Annotated in this window: 17 protein-coding genes, 1 other RNA gene and 1 pseudogene; 9 read left to right on the forward strand and 10 right to left on the reverse strand. The window is 63.4% G+C overall.

Annotated elements, in window-relative coordinates:
- Positions 1–5 precede the first annotated feature (5 nt).
- A complete protein-coding gene (locus AC1RUK_RS06995) occupies positions 6–1211 on the forward strand; it encodes a multidrug effflux MFS transporter (protein ID WP_481836207.1) in 1206 nt (401 codons plus the stop codon).
- A gap of 137 nt (positions 1212–1348) precedes the next feature.
- On the opposite strand, the gene ssrA is transcribed toward AC1RUK_RS06995, so the two are convergent.
- Positions 1349–1708, reverse strand: a transfer-messenger RNA (tmRNA) gene (ssrA, locus tag AC1RUK_RS07000).
- Between the two features lie 168 nt (positions 1709–1876).
- Between ssrA and AC1RUK_RS07005 the strand changes: the two genes are divergently transcribed.
- Positions 1877–2188, forward strand: a complete 312-nt coding sequence (locus AC1RUK_RS07005) for a DUF2853 family protein (RefSeq protein WP_481836206.1) — start codon at positions 1877–1879, stop codon at positions 2186–2188.
- Positions 2189–2540: 352 nt separating this feature from the next.
- Positions 2541–3336 (forward strand): annotated as a pseudogene (locus tag AC1RUK_RS07010) (thymidylate synthase).
- Positions 3337–3505: 169 nt separating this feature from the next.
- On the opposite strand, the gene AC1RUK_RS07015 reads toward AC1RUK_RS07010, so the two are convergent.
- Positions 3506–3712, reverse strand: coding sequence for a TOBE domain-containing protein (locus AC1RUK_RS07015; protein ID WP_481836205.1), 207 nt, complete (start codon positions 3710–3712; stop codon positions 3506–3508).
- Between the two features lie 161 nt (positions 3713–3873).
- Between AC1RUK_RS07015 and modA the strand changes: the two genes are divergently transcribed.
- The 4 genes from modA (at position 3874) to AC1RUK_RS07035 (ending at position 6919) form a co-directional block, all read left to right on the forward strand.
- A complete protein-coding gene (modA, locus tag AC1RUK_RS07020) occupies positions 3874–4662 on the forward strand; it encodes a molybdate ABC transporter substrate-binding protein (RefSeq protein ID WP_481836204.1) in 789 nt (262 codons plus the stop codon).
- Positions 4663–4678: 16 nt separating this feature from the next.
- On the forward strand, positions 4679–5383 hold the full coding sequence (gene modB, locus AC1RUK_RS07025) for a molybdate ABC transporter permease subunit (RefSeq protein ID WP_436172435.1): 705 nt from the start codon (positions 4679–4681) through the stop codon (positions 5381–5383).
- Positions 5380–6492, forward strand: a complete 1113-nt coding sequence (modC, locus tag AC1RUK_RS07030; protein ID WP_481836203.1) for a molybdenum ABC transporter ATP-binding protein — start codon at positions 5380–5382, stop codon at positions 6490–6492. Before modB ends, modC begins: the two co-directional genes overlap by 4 nt.
- Before the next feature lie 85 nt (positions 6493–6577).
- Positions 6578–6919 (forward strand): winged helix-turn-helix domain-containing protein, encoded by a 342-nt coding sequence (locus AC1RUK_RS07035; protein ID WP_006204924.1) that lies wholly within the window; start codon positions 6578–6580, stop codon positions 6917–6919.
- A 54-nt stretch (positions 6920–6973) separates the two neighbouring features.
- Here the strand turns inward: AC1RUK_RS07035 and AC1RUK_RS07040 are convergent, their stop codons facing one another.
- The 7 genes from AC1RUK_RS07040 to AC1RUK_RS07070 all read right to left on the reverse strand — a co-directional run bounded on the left by AC1RUK_RS07040 (position 6974) and on the right by AC1RUK_RS07070 (position 15694).
- Complete coding sequence (locus AC1RUK_RS07040) at positions 6974–7933, reverse strand: D-ribose ABC transporter substrate-binding protein (protein ID WP_436172433.1); 960 nt, start codon at positions 7931–7933, stop codon at positions 6974–6976.
- 32 nt (positions 7934–7965) lie between these two features.
- On the reverse strand, positions 7966–9123 hold the full coding sequence (locus AC1RUK_RS07045) for an ABC transporter permease (protein ID WP_481836202.1): 1158 nt from the start codon (positions 9121–9123) through the stop codon (positions 7966–7968).
- Entirely contained in the window at positions 9086–10666 is a 1581-nt protein-coding gene (locus AC1RUK_RS07050; protein WP_481836201.1) for a sugar ABC transporter ATP-binding protein, read from the reverse strand. Before AC1RUK_RS07050 ends, AC1RUK_RS07045 begins: the two co-directional genes overlap by 38 nt.
- Positions 10663–11322, reverse strand: coding sequence for a DUF2291 family protein (locus tag AC1RUK_RS07055; protein ID WP_481836200.1), 660 nt, complete (start codon positions 11320–11322; stop codon positions 10663–10665). Before AC1RUK_RS07055 ends, AC1RUK_RS07050 begins: the two co-directional genes overlap by 4 nt.
- Before the next feature lie 321 nt (positions 11323–11643).
- Positions 11644–13389 carry a glycerol-3-phosphate dehydrogenase/oxidase gene (locus AC1RUK_RS07060; protein ID WP_481836199.1) on the reverse strand — a complete coding sequence of 582 codons (1746 nt, stop codon included), beginning with the start codon at positions 13387–13389 and terminating at the stop codon, positions 11644–11646.
- Entirely contained in the window at positions 13386–14162 is a 777-nt protein-coding gene (locus AC1RUK_RS07065) for a DeoR/GlpR family DNA-binding transcription regulator (RefSeq protein ID WP_436172428.1), read from the reverse strand. Before AC1RUK_RS07065 ends, AC1RUK_RS07060 begins: the two co-directional genes overlap by 4 nt.
- Positions 14159–15694, reverse strand: a complete 1536-nt coding sequence (locus AC1RUK_RS07070; protein WP_481836198.1) for an FGGY-family carbohydrate kinase — start codon at positions 15692–15694, stop codon at positions 14159–14161. The genes AC1RUK_RS07065 and AC1RUK_RS07070 overlap by 4 nt, the downstream gene beginning before the upstream one ends.
- Here AC1RUK_RS07070 and AC1RUK_RS07075 point away from each other — a divergent pair.
- Positions 15693–15860: a hypothetical protein gene (locus tag AC1RUK_RS07075; protein ID WP_481836197.1), complete on the forward strand. Its 168-nt coding sequence runs from the start codon at positions 15693–15695 to the stop codon at positions 15858–15860. The two genes, AC1RUK_RS07070 and AC1RUK_RS07075, sit on opposite strands and share 2 nt — an antisense overlap.
- Positions 15861–16034: 174 nt before the next feature.
- On the opposite strand, the gene cobF is transcribed toward AC1RUK_RS07075, so the two are convergent.
- The gene (cobF, locus tag AC1RUK_RS07080; RefSeq protein ID WP_481836196.1) at positions 16035–16811 is read right to left on the reverse strand and encodes a precorrin-6A synthase (deacetylating); all 777 of its coding nucleotides are present in this window, start codon (positions 16809–16811) and stop codon (positions 16035–16037) included.
- 260 nt (positions 16812–17071) lie between these two features.
- Between cobF and AC1RUK_RS07085 the strand changes: the two genes are divergently transcribed.
- Positions 17072–17590, forward strand: coding sequence for a dihydrofolate reductase (locus AC1RUK_RS07085; protein ID WP_481836195.1), 519 nt, complete (start codon positions 17072–17074; stop codon positions 17588–17590).
- The last annotated feature ends 88 nt before the right edge of the window (positions 17591–17678 follow it).

Here is a 17678-nt window from a genome sequence, read left to right on the forward strand (position 1 = left end):
TTATCATGAGTCCCAAATTCCTCCGCATCGCGGTCGTGCTTGGCCTGTTGTCCGCCATCGGCCCGTTCGCCATCGACATGTACCTCCCGGCGCTGCCTTCGATCGGCGAGGATTTGCACGCCGGCACCTCGGCCGTGCAGATGAGCCTGCTGATCTTCTTCCTGTCGATGGGTTTCGGCCAGATCGTGGTCGGACCGATCTCCGACATGGTCGGGCGCAAGCTGCCGCTCTATGGCGGTCTTGCGCTGTTCATGGTCGGCGGCGTCGGCTCGGCGCTGGCGCCTTCGATCGAGTGGCTGATCGCCTTCCGCTTCCTGCAAGGGCTCGGCGCCAGCGCCGGCATGGCGGTGCCGCGTGCCATCGTGCGCGACCTGCACACCGGCAACGAAGCCGCCAAGCTGATGTCCCTGCTGATGCTGGTGTTTTCGGTGTCGCCGATCCTGGCGCCGCTGACCGGCAGCCAGATCATCGAGACGTTCGGCTGGCGCGCCGTGTTCTGGACGGTGACCGGCGCGGCAGCACTCGCCACCATCCTGCTCGCGACTTCGCTTAAGGAGACACGCCCGGTCGAAGAGCGCGCCGGCTCCTCCTTCGGCACCGCTCTTTCCGGTTACCGCTTCCTGATGGGCGACCGCAACTTCCTTGGCCTGGTGGCGATCGCCGGCTTCGGCATTGCGAGCTTCTTCGTCTATCTGTCGAGCTCGTCCTTCATCCTGATCGACCATTACGGGCTGTCGCCTTCGGTCTACAGCGTGTTCTTCTCGATCAATGCGGTCGCCTTCATCGGCATGTCGCAGATGACCGGAATGCTGGCCGAGCGGTTTGGTCTTAGGCGCGTCGTGCGTGTCGCGGTGACCGGCTATGCAACAACCATGGTCTTGCTGTTCGCCATCATGGCGACGGGTGTCGACCGGCTCGACGTGATGGCGGCGCTGCTGTTCGTCGGCTACGGCTTCCTCGGCCTGGTCATCCCGACGACGTCGGTGCTGGCCATGGAGGAGCATGGCGAGATCGCCGGCACGGCCTCGGCGCTGATGGGCACGCTGCACTTTGCCATCGGCGCTCTTGCCATGGGCGTCGCCGGCCTGTTCTTCGACGGCACGCCGCTGCCGATGGTGGCCGGCATCACGCTCTGCGCGGTGATCTCGTTCACATTGGCAAAGGTCACGCTCGGCCGTTCGCGCGAAGCCGTCGAGGCACCGGCGGAATAACTGACATCCATGGAAACAAAGAGGCCGGGTCATTCCCGGCCTTTTTTTGCGCCTGTCGCAGCAGTGTCTCATTCTGGCGCCAGGCGTGCGAAAGCCAAGCCAGAAAGGCCTTTGAGATGCATGTGCTGAGGGAGAGAAGTGGAGGTTTCTGTTGCCAGGTACCTCCGAACCCCGCCTAGAAGTGCGAACCTCTAGGGCTTGATTTGAAGCGTTCGCACTGCATTAAGCAGCGAGACGAGCTTCCGCATAGTTGTCGTTGGCAACTATAAGTTTAGCCCGATGACGGTGGTACAATGCCGGGCAAAAGTACGATCTTTACACCTTCGTCGATCCTATTTCGCCCCCAGCAAAAGCCGCTCTTTTGAAAGAGCGGTTTTTGGTGGAGGCGCCGGGTACCGCCCCCGGGTCCGAACGGCTTATTTCATCGCCCATTTATCGCCATAGTCGGTCAAGCCGACAAAACGAATATAGGGGCCGATCGTGGAAAATGAAAGGCCGCAATGTCCTTTCGTGCATGTGTCAAATTGGATCGTTGAGGGTTGACTTGCTTGCGCGCTCAACCGAAGCTTCCGAGCGGTGAGGAGTTTCAGCCTAGCGCACAAGTTGTTTCAGCGCGCCACAACCCTCATCGACCGGATCCGTGGCGCCGACGAGGGGAATTTTTCATGGCCGACTATCTCGCAGACGTGAAGAAGTACGACGCCGGCGCCAGCGCTGATGCGGTCGACAAGATCGTGAAGCATCTGGGCATTGCGCTGCGCAACCGGGATTCTTCGCTGGTGTCCTGCACCGATCCCAAGGAACTGGAACGCGTCAGGGAGAACTGGGCCGCGAAGAAGCTCGGCGTCGCCGACGCCAGCAAAGCCGACGCGTCGATCGAAAAGACCTGCAAGGCCATGGCCGCCGACAACACCAAAAGCCGGGTGACCTTCTACTATCTGGTCGCGAAAGATCTGGGCAAGCTCGGCGCCCTCTGATCGGTCACGCGTCAAATTGTGAAGGTTGGCGTCGCAGTTTGAAGTTGCACCTCACCGGGCGCCGGCGCAGCCCCTCATTGCCCTGCCGGGCATTTCTCCCCGTATAGTGACGGGGAGAAATGGGCTGGCTGCAATGCTGGCGTCCTACTTGCAACGCTGGTGCTTTGCGAAACCGTCGATGAGAGCGCCCCTCTCCCCGTCACTATACGGGGAGAGGATGCCGGCAGGCAGGTGAGGGGCAGCGCTGACGCCCACTGAAATGATGGGAGCAGCGACGCTTGTGCCGTTCTGGTGTGTTCGACAGGCTGTCTGGCGGCTATAATGCGTGCAATCCCGAATCGAGGCCAAGCCGATGCGCCAGTATCTCGACCTGTTGAAGCATGTGCTGGAAAACGGCGTCGATCGCGGCGACCGCACCGGCACGGGTACGCGTGGGGTGTTCGGCCACCAGATGCGCTTCGACCTCTCGCGTGGCTTTCCTGTCACCACCACCAAGAAGCTGCATCTGAAGTCGATCATCCATGAGCTTCTGTGGTTCCTGGCCGGCGACACCAACATCAAATACCTCAACGATAACGGCGTCTCCATCTGGGACGAATGGGCCGACGAGAATGGCGATCTCGGCCCGGTCTACGGCAAGCAGTGGCGCTCCTGGCCGGACGGCCATGGCGGCGCCATCGACCAGATTGCGAAATCTTCTGAAGGAGATACGCAAGAATCCTAATTCTCGCAGGCTGATCGTTTCGGCGTGGAACCCGGCCGAGGTGGAAGCGATGGCGCTGCCACCCTGCCACTGCCTGTTCCAGTTCTACGTCTCGGAGGGCAGGCTCTCCTGCCAACTCTACCAGCGTTCGGCCGATATCTTCCTCGGCGTTCCCTTCAATATCGCCTCCTATGCGCTGCTGACTTTGATGGTGGCGCAGGTGACGGGGCTGAAGCCCGGCGATTTCGTTCATACGCTCGGCGATGCGCATCTTTATTCGAACCATTTCGAACAGGCGCGCGAACAGTTGCAGCGCACGCCCAAGGCGCTGCCGACGATGTGGATCAATCCGGAGGTCAAGGACCTCTTCGCCTTCCGCTTCGAAGACTTCCGGCTGGAGAACTACTTCGCCGATGCGTCGATCAAGGCGCCGATCGCCGTCTAAGTATGTTGATATTCAGGTGATGCCGGCCTGCAAATGGCGACTTCCTGCGCTTCCGGTGCTCACGTACGAAAAGTACGCTCCGCTCCGGTTCTCGGAACCCACCATTTTCGACTCGGCCTGACCTGAATCTCAACACACCTTAGGTCGCAATGTCGGGATACAGTCGCAGTCAGTCGATGCCGACCATGACGTCCGATGCTTTGATCACGGCATAGGCCGGCTTGCCCTTTTCGAGCTTGAGATCGTCCACAGCTTCGTTGGTGATCGAAGCGGTGACGACGGCGCCGCCGATGTCGATGCGGACATGCGAAGTGGTGGCTCCCTTGACGATCTCGATGATCGTTCCCTTGAGAGTGTTGCGGGCGCTGATCTTCACAGGAGGCTCCGTCGCTCTATCCGGTAAAGGTCATCGTAGGCCGAGAAACCCCCGGCATACAATGCCGTAGCCCGCAAAAGGCCTTTCCTTGTTATATTCATCCGGATATATCGACTGCAGCCTTTCAGCCGAACGGATTTTCAAACCCTGGGAGAATTTTCATGCTTGATTTCGGGTTGAAGGCAATCGCCATCGGCGGGCTGACGGCAACTTTGATGGCTGCGGTGCCGGCGGCTCACGCGGAAGACAAGGTCATCGTGTTTGCCGCGGCCAGCCTCAAGGGCGGCCTCGATGCCGTCAACAGGGCCTGCGCGGTCGATGTCGGCGAAGCGGCGACCATTTCCTATGCGGCAAGTTCGGCGCTGGCCAAGCAGATCGAGGGCGGCGCGCCGGCCGATGTCTTCATCTCGGCCGACCTCGACTGGATGAAGTATCTCTCCGACAAGAAGCTGACCAAGCCCGACACCGAAGTGAAGCTGCTCGGCAACCAGATCGTGCTGGTGGCGCCGAAGGATTCCAAGGCTGAGACCAAGATCGAAAAAGGTTTTGATCTCGCCAGGCTGATCGGCGACGGCAGGCTCGCCATGGGCGATATCAAGGCGGTGCCGGCCGGCAAGTATGGCAAGGCCGCGCTTGAATCACTCGGCGTGTGGTCCTCGGTCGAGGGCAAGGTGGCGCAGGCCGAGAACGTGCGGGCGGCACTCAAGCTGGTCTCGACCGGCGAGGCAGTGCTCGGCATTGTCTACGCCACCGACGCGCATGCCGACAAGGGCGTCAAGGTGGTCGGCACCTTCCCCGAGGATTCGCACCCGCCGATCGTCTATCCGGTTGCCCAGACCGCGGATTCGAAGGACAAGGACACACCGGCCTTCCTGAAATGCCTTGAGTCCGCCAAGGCGGCCGAGCTTTTCAAGGCGCAGGGTTTCACCATCCTGGCGCCGAGCAACTGAGGCACGACACCAAGGCATGAACTGGCTGCTGGACCTCACTCCCGACGAATGGAATGCGGTCCGGCTGTCGATCAAGGTGGCGACGGTGGCGATGATCGCGAGCCTGCCGCCCGGCATATTGATCGCGCTGGTGCTGGCGCGCGGCCAGTTCTGGGGCAAGACCCTGCTCAATGGGCTGGTCCACCTGCCGCTGATCCTGCCGCCGGTGGTGACCGGCTATTTGCTGCTTTTGACCTTCGGCAGGCGCGGTCCGGCCGGCGCATTCATGGCCGAGCATTTCGGCATTGTGTTTTCCTTTCGCTGGACGGGCGCAGCACTCGCCTGCGGCATCATGGGTTTTCCCTTGATGGTGCGGGCGATCCGACTGTCGGTCGAGGCGGTCGATCGCAGGATGGAAGCGGCGGCCGGCACGCTCGGCGCCAACCCGCTTTGGGTGTTCGCCACCATCACGCTGCCGCTGATCCTGCCCGGGCTGATCGCAGGCGCCATCCTGTCCTTTGCCAAGGCGATGGGCGAATTCGGCGCCACGATCACCTTCGTCTCCAACATCCCCAACGAAACGCAGACGCTGCCGTCGGCGATCTACACCTTCACCCAGGTGCCAGGCGGCGATGAAGGCGCGCTCAGGCTGACGCTGATTTCGATCGTCATCTCGATGGCGGCGCTTGTCGCCTCGGAGGTGCTGGCACGGCGCGTCGGCCGGCGGATGGACATCGAATGACGGTCCTGGTCGACATCAGCCACCGGCTCGGCGCTTTCGGGGTCGACGCCAGTTTCGAGAGTGCCGGCCGGCTGACGGCCCTATTTGGGCCGTCAGGTTCCGGCAAGACGACGCTGATCAACCTGATCGCCGGGCTGATCCGGCCCGACAGGGGCCGGATCGCGGTCGACGGCCGTGTGCTGGTCGACACCGATGCGGGCCTCTTCGTGCCGAAGCACAAGCGGCGCATCGGCATGGTGTTCCAGGATGCGCGGTTGTTTCCGCATATGAGCGTGGCCAGCAATCTGCGCTATGGCCGCTGGTTCACGCCGGCAACGGAGCGCTATGCGGACTTCAATGCGGTGGTCGAGTTGCTCGGCATCGGCCATCTGCTCGACCGGCGGCCGGCAAAGCTGTCGGGCGGCGAAAAGCAGCGCGTGGCGATCGGCCGGGCGCTCCTTGCAAGCCCGAAATTGCTTTTGATGGACGAGCCGCTGGCTTCGCTGGACGAGGCGCGCAAGGCCGAGATCCTGCCCTATATCGAACGACTGCGCGACGAGACGAAGATCCCGATCGTCTATGTCAGCCATTCCGTCGCCGAAGTGGCGCGGCTGGCCAGCGACGTTGTGGTGCTGGCGCAAGGCCAGGTCGCGGCCTCAGGAGCGACCGGAGCAATCATGCAGCGGCTCGACCTTTTGCCCGCCGAAGAGCGCGGCGAGGGCGGTGCGGTGCTGGACACCAAGATGCTGCGCCACGATGAGGCCTTCGGCATGAGCGTGCTTGGCTCGTTGGCGGGCGAGATCCGTGTGCCGCGCCTGGCGGTGCCGGTCGGGGCGCCGGTCCGCATCCGCATTCGTGCCCGCGACGTCATGATTGCCACCGAACCGCCGGTTGGCCTCAGCGCGCTCAACATATTGCCGGGAACGATCGTGGCCGTCAGGCCGGGCATGGGGCCTACGGTGGAAATCGCTATCGATTGCAATGGCGCAATCGTGCTGGCGCGCATCACCGAGCAGTCGAAACACACGCTGCGGCTCAGGCTTGGCGGCAAGGTCTTTGCCGTGATCAAGACGGTGAGCTTCGACAGCGCGACCACCGGCGCCGGGCTGCCGATCGAGGCCGATGGGTGACCAAAGGACAATATCGCTATGTTGCTTTGGAATAGCGATATGGCCGCAGAAGGGCTAGTCTGGACGTGACAGCGGAGAACAGGACATGCCGTCGCTGAGTTTGCGCATAAACCTCGATCCGGATGGGCGCGTCGGGCCCGGCAAGATCGAGCTTCTGGAGCAGATCGCCGCCTTCGGCTCGATCTCGGCCGCGGCACGCCGCATGGAGATGTCCTACAAACATGCCTGGGATCTGGTCGAGGACATGAACCGGGTGTTCGGCAAGCCACTGGTGGCGGCGCAGACCGGCGGCAGGAAGGGCGGCGGCGCGCAGCTGACCGCGGTAGGGCTGGCGGTCGTCAGCCGCTTCCGGGCGATAGAGCGGGCGGCGACATCGGCTGCGGCGACGCATATGGAGGCGCTGCAGGCGGAAATCGACGCGGGCTGAATGGCCTGCAGGGGGCAGGTGAGGGGTGACCCGAAGGGCACCCCTCGTCCGACATTACTCCGAGAGCGTGAACGGAGCGGTGTACTTGTCGACATTGTCCTTGGTGATGAGCAGGCAGTCGAAGAGCTGCTTCTCGGTCGCAGCTCCGGTCTTGCCGGTCTTGATGAAGGAATCGGCCTGCTGCACGGCCTTGGCCGAGTAGACGGCCACCGGCTGCAGCACCGTATATTGCAGGTCGCCTGCCTTGATGGCGGCGACGGCGTCCGGCGAACCGTCGAAGCCGCCGACCTTGATGCTCGACAGCTTTCCGGCTTCCTTCAGCGCGGCGATCGCGCCGAGCGCCATTTCGTCATTGCCGCTGGTCACGCCGATGATGTCGGGGTGGGCCTGCAGCAGGCTCTGCATCTTGTCGTGGCCCTGGGTGCGGTCCCAGTTGGCGACTTCGGAGCCGACCTTCTTGAGATCTGGATACTGGCTGATCACGGTCTCGTAGCCGTTCGAGCGCGTGGCGGCATTGTTGTCGGAGGGCGCACCCAGCAGTTCGACAAAATTGCCCTTCTCGCCGATATCGGTCACCCATTGCTGGCCGCCGAGTGCAGCACCCTGTGCGTTGTTCGAGACGAGCTGCGCCTTGGCGAGACCTTCCTGGTTGATCTCGGCATTGACGAGGAAGACCGGGATGTTGGCGGCGATCGCCTTCTTCACCGCGCCGATCGAGCCGCTGGCGTCAGCGGGGTCGAGGATGATCGCCACGGACTTGTTGGTGATCGCGGTGTCGATCAGCTTGCTCTCGGTGTTGGTGTCGGCCTTCGAGGCGCCGACGGTCGCGGTGTAGCCAAGCTTTTCGGCTTCGGCCTTGGCGACGTTGCCTTCGGTGAGCCAGTAGGGGTTGGCGGGATCGATGACGATGATCGAGATCAGGCCTTCGGCCGATGCCGCGGTTACCGATCCGGCGAGGATCGGGGCGGCGAAGGCGAGCGTCGAGAGCATCAGAATTCGGGCACTGCGATACATGGAGTTCCTCCTTTGGTTGGCAATCGTGCCGGTCAACCGGCAGTCTTCTCGAGAGCGGGATCGGCCGTTTGGGCCTTGTCCTTTTGTGGAGAAGTTGGGGGGCTGTCGGCCGAGCTCGGGAGCTTGACGCGGCGGCGATACTGGATGGCGTTGAGCAGCACCGCCAACACGATGACCGCGCCGGTGAACACTGTCTGCCAGTAGGCGGAGACGCCGATGATGACGAGGCCGTCGGACAGGAAGCCGATGACGAAGGCGCCGACCAGCGTGCCGCGGATATTGCCGCGGCCACCGGTGAGCGCGGCGCCGCCGATGACGACGGCCGCAATGGCGGTGAGCTCGTATGAGGTGCCGGCGGTCGGTCCGGCCGAGGTCAGTTCGGACGACAGGATGAGGCCTGCCACCGAAGCGCAAATGCCGGAGAGCATGTAGACCGAGACCTGCACTCGCTTGACCGGCACGCCGGAGAGTTCGGCGGCACGCTCATTGCCGCCGGAGGCATAGAGCCAGCGGCCGAAGGCGGTGCGGTTGAGGATGATGCTGCCGATGAGGGCGATGACGGCCATGACCAGCACGCCGACGGGGATGTCGAGCAGTCGGTTGAAGCCCAGCCACTCGAAGCCTGTGTTGCCGAGCTCCGGCTTGCCGCCGAGATCGTTGTAGGTGAGGCCGTTGGTCATCAAAAGTGCGGCGCCGCGCACCACGTAGAGCATGCCGAGCGTGGCGACGAAGGCCGGCACCTTAAGCCAGGCGATGAGCACGCCGTTGACCAGGCCGACGAGCGCGCCAAGCACGCATACCAGCACCGCGACGACCCAGACCGGCGGGTAGAGGATGACGCCGAGCGCGGTCAGCTGGACGCCCTGCATGAAGAAACCGGCGACCACGCCGGAGAAGCCGAGCGTCGAGCCGACCGAGAGGTCGATGCCGCCATTGAGGATGACCAGCAGCATGCCGACCGCCAGGATGCCGAAGATGGCGACATGCGAGGCCATGGTCAGGAAATTGGCGACCGAGAAGTAATAGGGGGACAACAACGAGAAGACGATGATGATGGCGATCAGTGCGAAGAAGGCGCGGCCCTCCAGCAGCAGCTTGGCCAGACTGAAACCGTCGCCCGATGCCCTCGGACGGGAGCGGCTGCGATCGGGGCTAGCGTCGGTCACGGTGATGGCTCCTGTGTTCTTCATGGTCGGAGACCACGGCCTCGCCGGAAGCGGCCATGATCTCCTCCTTCGTGGCGTCGGCGCCGAACTCGGCCGAGATCCTGCCGCGACGCATGACGATGATGCGGTGCGCGATGCTCAGGCACTCGGTGACTTCCGAGGTCGAGAACACGACGGCGAGACCACGTGCTGCGCGCTCGCTGAGCAGCCGGAACACTTCCGCCTTGGCGCCGATGTCGATGCCCCGGCTGGGTTCGTCCAGCAGCATGACCTTGGGGCTGGTGGTCAGCATCTTGCCGATGACCACCTTCTGCTGGTTGCCGCCGGACAGCGATCCGATCGGCGCGCCGCCGCCCGCCGTCTTGACGCGTACGTCGCGGATAGAGCCATCGACCAGCGATCGCTCTTGCGAGCGGGACAAGAACATCCCCTTGACGAAGGCGCCGATGCTGGCGAGCGACAGGTTCGCACCGACCGACATCGTCTGGACAAGACCGTCGCGCTGGCGGTCCTCGGGCACCAGCACCAGCCCTCTGGCAATGCGCTCGGCTATGCTGAGCCGGGAGATGTCATTGCCTTCGAGCAGGATGCGTCCGCCAGCGGCTGACAGGCGCCCGGCAATGCATTCGAGCAATTCCGTGCGTCCGGCGCCCATCAGCCCGTAGATGCAGACGATCTCGCCGCTGCGGACATCGAGCGACAGCCTGTCGACGACCAGGCGTTCCGAACTCGAGACATCGGCGACGCTGACTTCGTCGACCGACAAGGCAATCTCACCGAAGGCATGGCCGGTGGGTGGGGTGCCCAGGTCGAAATTCTCGCCCACCATGTTGCGGACGATCCATTCGAGATTGATGTGCCTGGCATTGGCAGTCGCGGTGATCGATCCGTCCCGCAGCACCACGGCGTAGTCGGTGATCTGCAGCGCCTCTTCGAGGTGGTGCGAGATGTAAACGATCGAGACGGCGCGCGCCGTCAGGTCGCGGATCACCTTGAACAGCACTTCCACCTCGGTCGCGCTCAGCGCCGAAGTCGGCTCGTCCATGATCAGGATGCGCGAATCCACCGAGAGCGCGCGGGCGATCTCGACGATCTGTTGCTGCCCCAGGCGCAGGTCCTGCACCAGCGTCAGCGGATCGATGTCTTCCTCGAGGTCGGCCATCAGTTGTCGCGTCTGGCGGGCCTCCTCGGCGAAGTCGACGCCGGTTGCGCCGGGTATCTCCCGGCCCATGAAGATGTTGTCGCGCACGCTCAGATTGGGGGCGAGGCTGAGCTCCTGATGGATGATCGAGATGCCGCGATCGCGGGCATCGGAAGACGAGGAGAAAGTGACGGATTTTCCGTCGAGTTCGATGCTCCCAGATGTCGGCGTCGTCACGCCGGACAGGATTTTCATTAATGTCGATTTGCCGGCGCCGTTCTCGCCGAACAGCGTCGTGACCTTGCCGCGGTGGATGTCGAAATTGACGCCCTTGAGGGCATGCGTGCCGCCATAGGTCTTAACGATGTTGCGGGCCGCAAGCACGGTGTCGCCGGCCGCAGGCTCGAATTCGGGCGCCGCATTCATTGGACGCTCAGCTTCACGGGCGTGACCAGCCAGCCCTTGGGATTGATCAGCTTGAAGACGCCGACGACCGAGATGGTCTTGCCGCTGAGCTTGGTGTTGTCGATGGTCGACAGCACCTGCTTCTTCATCTCGTTGTTCAGGGCCGAGCCCGCGTTCTGATACTCGATCTGGTTGATGAACTGGCCGAATGTGATAGCGCCGGTGGCGTCGCGCAGATCGGTGCCGCTGATCGCCGGGCCGGTCTGCACGCGAACGACCAGGGTATCTGGCACGTCGGCGACCTTGACGGTGTAGATGCCGGACTTTCCCTCGCCGACGACGCCTGAGAATTTGACCGAGAATTCGGTGCCGACATTGGCCGGCACGCCATATTGCTTCTCCGCAGCCGCCTTGTCCTTGGCGATGGCCGAAGCCAGAGTAGGGGCATCGATGGCACGCTGCTCGACAGCGGACTGGACGTTCGGGAATTCAGCCTTGCCGAACGCCTCCGGCGAAAAGGCGGCCTTGCGCGTGTCTTCGTCCGAGCCGATCGTGACGATTTTGGTGTCGAGGATCATCGCGGCGAGCACGACCAGCACACCGGCCGCAAGGACAAACCAGCGAACATTCGAGGCCGGTCGCCGGTTCATCGTGGGGGTGGCAGGCTGCGAACTCATGATGTGACGACCTGTGCTGTCGTGGCGGTCAGGGATGGCATTTCGCTGCGGTGGCGCGAGGCGCCGCTGAAGCCGCTATGCGGGCAGTGTGCATCGAAAACCTCCCACGCCGCGCTCCCAAGACGCAATCGACCATACCGTGATGTTAAATTACCGTCAATGACTGTGATACTTTCCCCGCAATGTAACATATGCGTGAGCAATCTTTGATTGCAATCTGTCACAACGTATTGTTTTTGTTTGCTTTTCATAAGTCGATGCAATATCTCACGAACGCTGTGATGCTGCGGGCTTTGCGGCGCTGGTGAGGCCATATCGTCCTCAGGCCTGTTTGGCGCGGTCGTCCGCGCTTCGCGCGTGGCGGTCGGGTCGCAGTCGCATCAAATTGTTGCCCCCGAGCTGAGCGACGACGGCATCGATTTCCTCGCTTGTCCGTTGCCGGTTCCAGCCGAGCGCCTGGCCGGCAACCGAGGCGATCTGCTGCAGGTCGCTTGTCGTCAGGGAGCCGCTGATTGCCAGGGTCGTGCGCCGCATGACGATGTCAGCGAGATGTTCGACGAATTCGTTGCGAACGATGTAGTCGATCTCGGACAGGCTGTAGTCGTTCGAATCCGGCAAGCGGTCTGCATTGCTGGATGCGCTCCGGTGGCGCGCAATCAGGGATGCGCTTGCTCCATAGCGCGACAGCAGTTGGTCGAGGCGGGCCACGTCGATGCCGGACGTCGCGGCGGCATCGGCCAGCCAGGCCGCGCGCGCCGCTGCGTCCATCGGAAAATCCTTGCCGCCGCCGATCGGCATCGATTGCGTGCTCGCCTTGCGCTTGTTGCCCAGGCGGTCGAGCACGGTGTCGGCGACCTCCTCGGCAAAGCCGCGAAACGTCGTCCACTTGCCGCCGATCAGCGAGATGATCGGGAAGGGCCTCGAAAGATCCGGCTCGGCGACAGGGGCCGAATGATCCCGGCTGATCAGGCCGGGGATCGAGGAGTCGGATGAGGGCAGGGGCCTGATCCCGCTATAGGCATAGACGATCTGGTCGCGTTCGAAGCTCATGCCGGGCAGGAGCGTGCGCACGCTTTCGAGCAGGTAGTCGATTTCCTCGGGCTCGCAACGGACCGTGTCGGGGTTGTCGGCCGGAAGGTCCGTCGAACCGACGAGCGCTTTGCCGAGATAGTCGTAGACCAGGCAGATGCGGCCGTCGTCGGCCTCGAAATAGAGCATGCGCCCGGCCAGGCTCTTCACCAGCGCGTCGTGCTTCAGGAGGATGTGCGAGCCCTTGGTTCCACCGATCATTTTCGACGGTGCGCCAAGTGCATCGTTGACGTGATCGATCCATGGGCCGGCGGCGTTGACGACCAGCTTCGGCCGCAGCGAAAAGGCGCTCCCATTGTCCCGTCTGAACGTCAGCACCCCGTTCGAAGAGGAGATCAGCGACGCGTAGTTGGCGGCGCTGGAGCCTGAATTGGCTTCCAGCCCGTCAGCGATCAGTTCGACCACCAGCCGCTCAGGGTGGCTGATCTTGGCGTCGTAGTAGGTGCCGGTGGCGACGATCGATGCGGTCAGCGCCGGCATGTCGCGCAGAGCCTTGCTTCGCCCGACCAGCCGGTGGCGCGGCATCACCCGGTGCCGTGAGCCGTAGAAGTCATAGATCATCAGGCCGATCTTGATCAGGATGGCGCCGCGGCTGCGCGGCGCGCTGGTCGAGCCGAGAAGCGTGCGCAGCGCCGCCCACATGCCCTTGCCCCAGGAAAAGATCGGGATGACGGTGGGCAGCGGGCTGACATAATGCGGCGCGTTCTTGAGCAGCAGATTGCGCTCCAGCGTCGACTGCGCCACCAGACCGAACTCGCCGGTTTCCAGATATTTCAGGCCACCATGGATCAGGCGCGAGGGCGCGGCACTGGTGCCCGAGCCGAAATCCGCCTTGTCGACGATAAAGCAGTTGACGCCTTGCGCGCAGAGATCGCGGAACAGGCCGGCCCCGTTGATGCCGGCACCGAGAATGACGACATCGACATCGCCGGCCTTGCTGGCCAGAGCATCCTCCCGGTTTTCGTCGGGTAGCTTCATGGCGTCTTTGTCTTGACGATGCGCAGCCTGACGCCGGCCTGCTCAAGCGTTTGCGCGTGCTTGTCGCTTATGCCGTCGGTGACCAGGACCGCCTCGAAGCTGGTCAGCTCGTCGAGCACATGCAAGGCGACCTTGTCGAATTTGGAATGGTCGACAAGCAGCACGCGCTTGATCGCCGCGGCCATCATCGCCTGCTTGACCCGCACCACATGCTGATCCTGGATGAAGGCCGTGGTGCCGCTGATCGCCGAAGCCGAGCAGATCAAAAGGTTGGCGCGCAGCCGCGAGATCGCGTTCTCGCAGACGATGCCGATATAGGCGTTGTAGGTGCGGTGGTACTGGCCGCCGAGGCAGATGAAGTCGATGTCGTCGACATTGGTCAGGAGTGCCGCGGTCGAGACGCTGTTGGTGATGACGGTCAGCGGCTTGACCTCGAGCAGCAGCGGCGCGACTGCGTTCGCAGTGGTCGAATCGTCCAGGATCACCGCTTGCCCAGGCTCGACATAGTCCATGGCGGCGCGGGCCAACGCGTCCTTTTCGGCCCGGCCCACCGTCACCCGGTAACGGAAGGCGCTTTCATAGAGGCCGGACGGCTGGACGGTGACGGCGCCATGCAGCTTTCTGAGCACGCCCTGATGCGCCAGCTGGTCGATGTGGCGGTGGATCGTCATGCGCGACACGCCGAAATGCTCGACCAGATCGTCGATGCGCACCTGGCCGAGCTTGATGACGTATTCGGCGATCTCTTCGCGCCGTTCGTCGGCCTTGATCATTCCGCACCCCCCATGCTTTGCCCCGCAAGGCTTTCGATCTCCGCCCATTTCGGCCTGAGCTGCTCGGCAATGCGGCCGTAAAGAGAGTACCGCTCGTCGAAAACGGCGCTACGCGCTGGGTCCGGCAGATACTGCCGGCTCACCGTGCAGGTCGCGCGCGCGCCCTCCTGAGGCGAGGCGAACAGGCCGACCGCAGCACCGGCGCAAAGTGCGGCGCCAAAGGCCGCCGCCTCATCGGTCGAGGTCACGCTGACCGGAACCTTGAGCACGTCGGCGAACATCTGTGCGAGGGCCGGATTGCGCGAGCCGCCGCCGGTCAGCCGCACCTCGCGGACGGCAAAGCCGTCACGCAAGGCTTCGACATGGGTGCGGTGGTTGAAGACGATGCCTTCCAGCACCGCCTTCAGCATGTCGCCGCGGTCATGCCAGCCGCGCAGACCGACGAAGCTGGCGCTAGCGGTATTGCCGTAGGGCGAGCCGAACAGATAGGGGTGGAAGAGGAGGGTCGACGGCTTGTTCAGCGCCGCGCCGATTTCCGCCGACAGCATTTCGTGAATCGAGCCTCCGGTCCTTTTGGCTTCCTCCTGCTCGGCACGGCAGAGCGTGTCGAGGAACCAGTCGTAATTCGCTGTCGAGGCCGGCGAGATCGACATGTTGTTCCAGCGCCCGGGATCGATGGCGTTGCGGCAGAACCAGCGCTGGTCGACCCTCGGTTCGCTGGAGATCACTTCGTTGATCGAATAGGTGCCGGCGACGATGCTGACCACACCGTCCTCATGGCCGCCAATGCCGAGCGCCGAGGCGGTGACGTCATGCAGGCCGCAGGCGACGGGCGTGCCTTCGGCGAGCCCGGTCAGTGCTGCCGCCTCGGCGGTGACGTAGCCGGCGATGTCGGCCGGATGCAGAGCCGGCGGCACGGCCGCGAACAGCTCTTCCAGGCCGAAGACGCGCATCGCGTCGGGCGCGTAGCCTTGCGTGCGCATCGCGGTGAACGAGGTGCTCGCCTCCGTCAGGTCGGTGGCAATAGTACCGGTCAGGCAGAAGCGCAGCCAGTCCTTGCAACCGACGATATGGCCGATCCGGTCGAAACGCTCCGGCGCGTGCTTTTTCAGCCAGGCGAGCAGCGCCGAGGGCGCGGAGGCATGCGGGACCTGGCCGGTGAGGGCAAGCGCCTCGGAGAAGACCGGGCTCTTCGACCAAGCATCGACAATGTCGCCGGCGCGGCTGTCGAGCGACAATATGCCAGGGCCGAGCGGCCGGCGCTCCTTGTCGAGCAGATAGAGCCCGTCGCCGTGCGCGGTCGCCGCCACCGCCTTGATGTCGCGAGCCGGCCGGCCGCTGAGCGCGATCGCTTCGCCGATCGCCTCGGCGGTCGCTTGCCAGAGGCCCGCCATGTCGCGCTCGACCCAGCGCGGCTGCGGCATCGACTGCGGCACGCGACGCCGTGCCACCGACAGTTGCGAACCGTCGGCGTCGAAGACCACCGCCTTCGTCACCGTCAGGCCGTTGTCGATTCCAAGCAGGCAGGCCATGATCTTTGTTCAGCGCCTGCCGCTACGCGTTGCGATTTGGTCCCGAACAATGGTGGCGCTGAGCATCATGGAACTATCCTCGCCGGGATTCGCGGCTGCCGAATTCGACCACCGGATGAACAGCGGCGGGATTCGAACCAACACAACTGACCATACAATTCTGTGAATTTAACGTCAATATGTGTGATATCTGCCGGAACGTCGCTTTCCGCGAGGCAGGGATAAGGTTATCAAACCAGCATAAAATGCTGTTTTTTCTGACTCTTGCGAGTTACCGACCCGTCTCGCCGATCATGTTACCCCGCGCGAGGCCGAGAGCTGGAGCAAGGGAGGGCTCTCGCTAGTTGTCCTGCGGCTCGCCGGGTTTGCGCAGCAGATAGGTGTCCATGATCCAGCCCTTTTCCTGACGGGCTTTTTCCCGGACTTCGGCGATTTCCTTGCCGACATCGCCGAGGCGGCCGGACATGACGATCTCGTCGGGCGTGCCGAGATAGGCGCCCCAGTGGATGATCAGGTCCTCGTCATCCAGCGTATTGAAGGCGCATTTGCCGTCGAGCATGACCACGGTGCTGCCGGCATTGTCCGGCATGCCTTCCTGTGTCAGGCGGCGGCCGGTGGTGATCAGCACTGGGTCGCCGATGCGGTTCAGCGCCATTTTGTGGCTTGCGGCCAGCGCCTGGACGGCGGTGATGCCCGGAATGACCTCGAGTTCGAAATCGACATTGCCCCGCAAACGCACGCGTTCGAGGATGCGCAGCGCGCTGTCGTAGAGCGAGGGATCGCCCCAGATCAGGAAGGCGCCGCAGCCGCCATCGGAAAGCTCGTCACGGATCAGGCTCTCATAGATCGCGGCGATCGCCTCGTGCCAGTCGTCCACGGTCGCGCGATAGGAGGGTGATGGCTCGGCCCGCACCGGCACGTCGAACTCGACGCGGCGCGAGTTGGGGTTGGTGACGAAGCGGTCGCAGATTTGCCGGCGCAATTCGGCGAGATCGTTTTTCTTGGCGCCCTTGTCGGGAATGAACAGCACCTCGGCGCGGTTCAAGCCGTTGATGGCCTGGACCGTCATGTGCTCGGGATTGCCGGCGCCGATGCCGATGACGAGAAGCTTGCGCATGGGCGAAGTCCTGCCCGATCGGGACGCCGGTGTCCAGACAGGCATGGGACAAGCGTCCGTGGCTGCGCGAATGGCTTTGAAACGCCACATTGAAACGGCTAGATGTGAAGCGCATCCGGGGTCATGCCTTGGATTGTCGCCGAAGGGGGGTCCATGTTCCGCTATGTCCTGACCGCAGCGCTGGCGCTTTCGGCCGCGCCGGCCTTCGCCAACGAACCGTCGGACGACAATGGCGGCGGCGAAGGTGGGAACGGCGGCTGATGGACATCGCGATCTATGTTGCCATCGCCAAAAACGGCGTGATCGGCCGCGATGGCGGGCTGCCATGGCGGCTGTCCACCGATCTCAAGCGCTTCAAGGCCGACACGATGGGCAAGCCTATCATCATGGGCCGCAAGACCTATGAAGGCATCGGCCGACCGCTGCCTGGCCGTCTCAACATCGTGGTGACACGCGACAAGGCCTGGCGGGCCGAGGGCGTCGAAATCGCCAACTCGCTCGACGAGGCGATCAAGCTCGCCAATGTGCGCGGCCGCTGCATGGCCGGCGCCGACGAGATCTGCGTGGTCGGCGGCGGCGAGATCTATGGCCAGGCGCTTCCGCTGGCCGACCGCCTGCATGTCACCCATGTGCTGGCTTCGGTCGACGGTGACGCGCATTTCCCGCCGATCGACCCCGAGACATGGGACATTGTCAGCGCCGAGGACGTTCCGGCAGGCGAGAAAGACAGCCACGCGACACGCTATACGGTCTATGAACGGCGCCGCGACACGCATTGAAGACAACAAAGGGTCGCGAAGGGCCCAAAACGGACGGCCGGGCAGCAGATCGCGTTGAAAGCGAGCCTTGGCGTCCCTATAGAAGAAC

The organism is Mesorhizobium monacense (assembly GCF_056781675.1).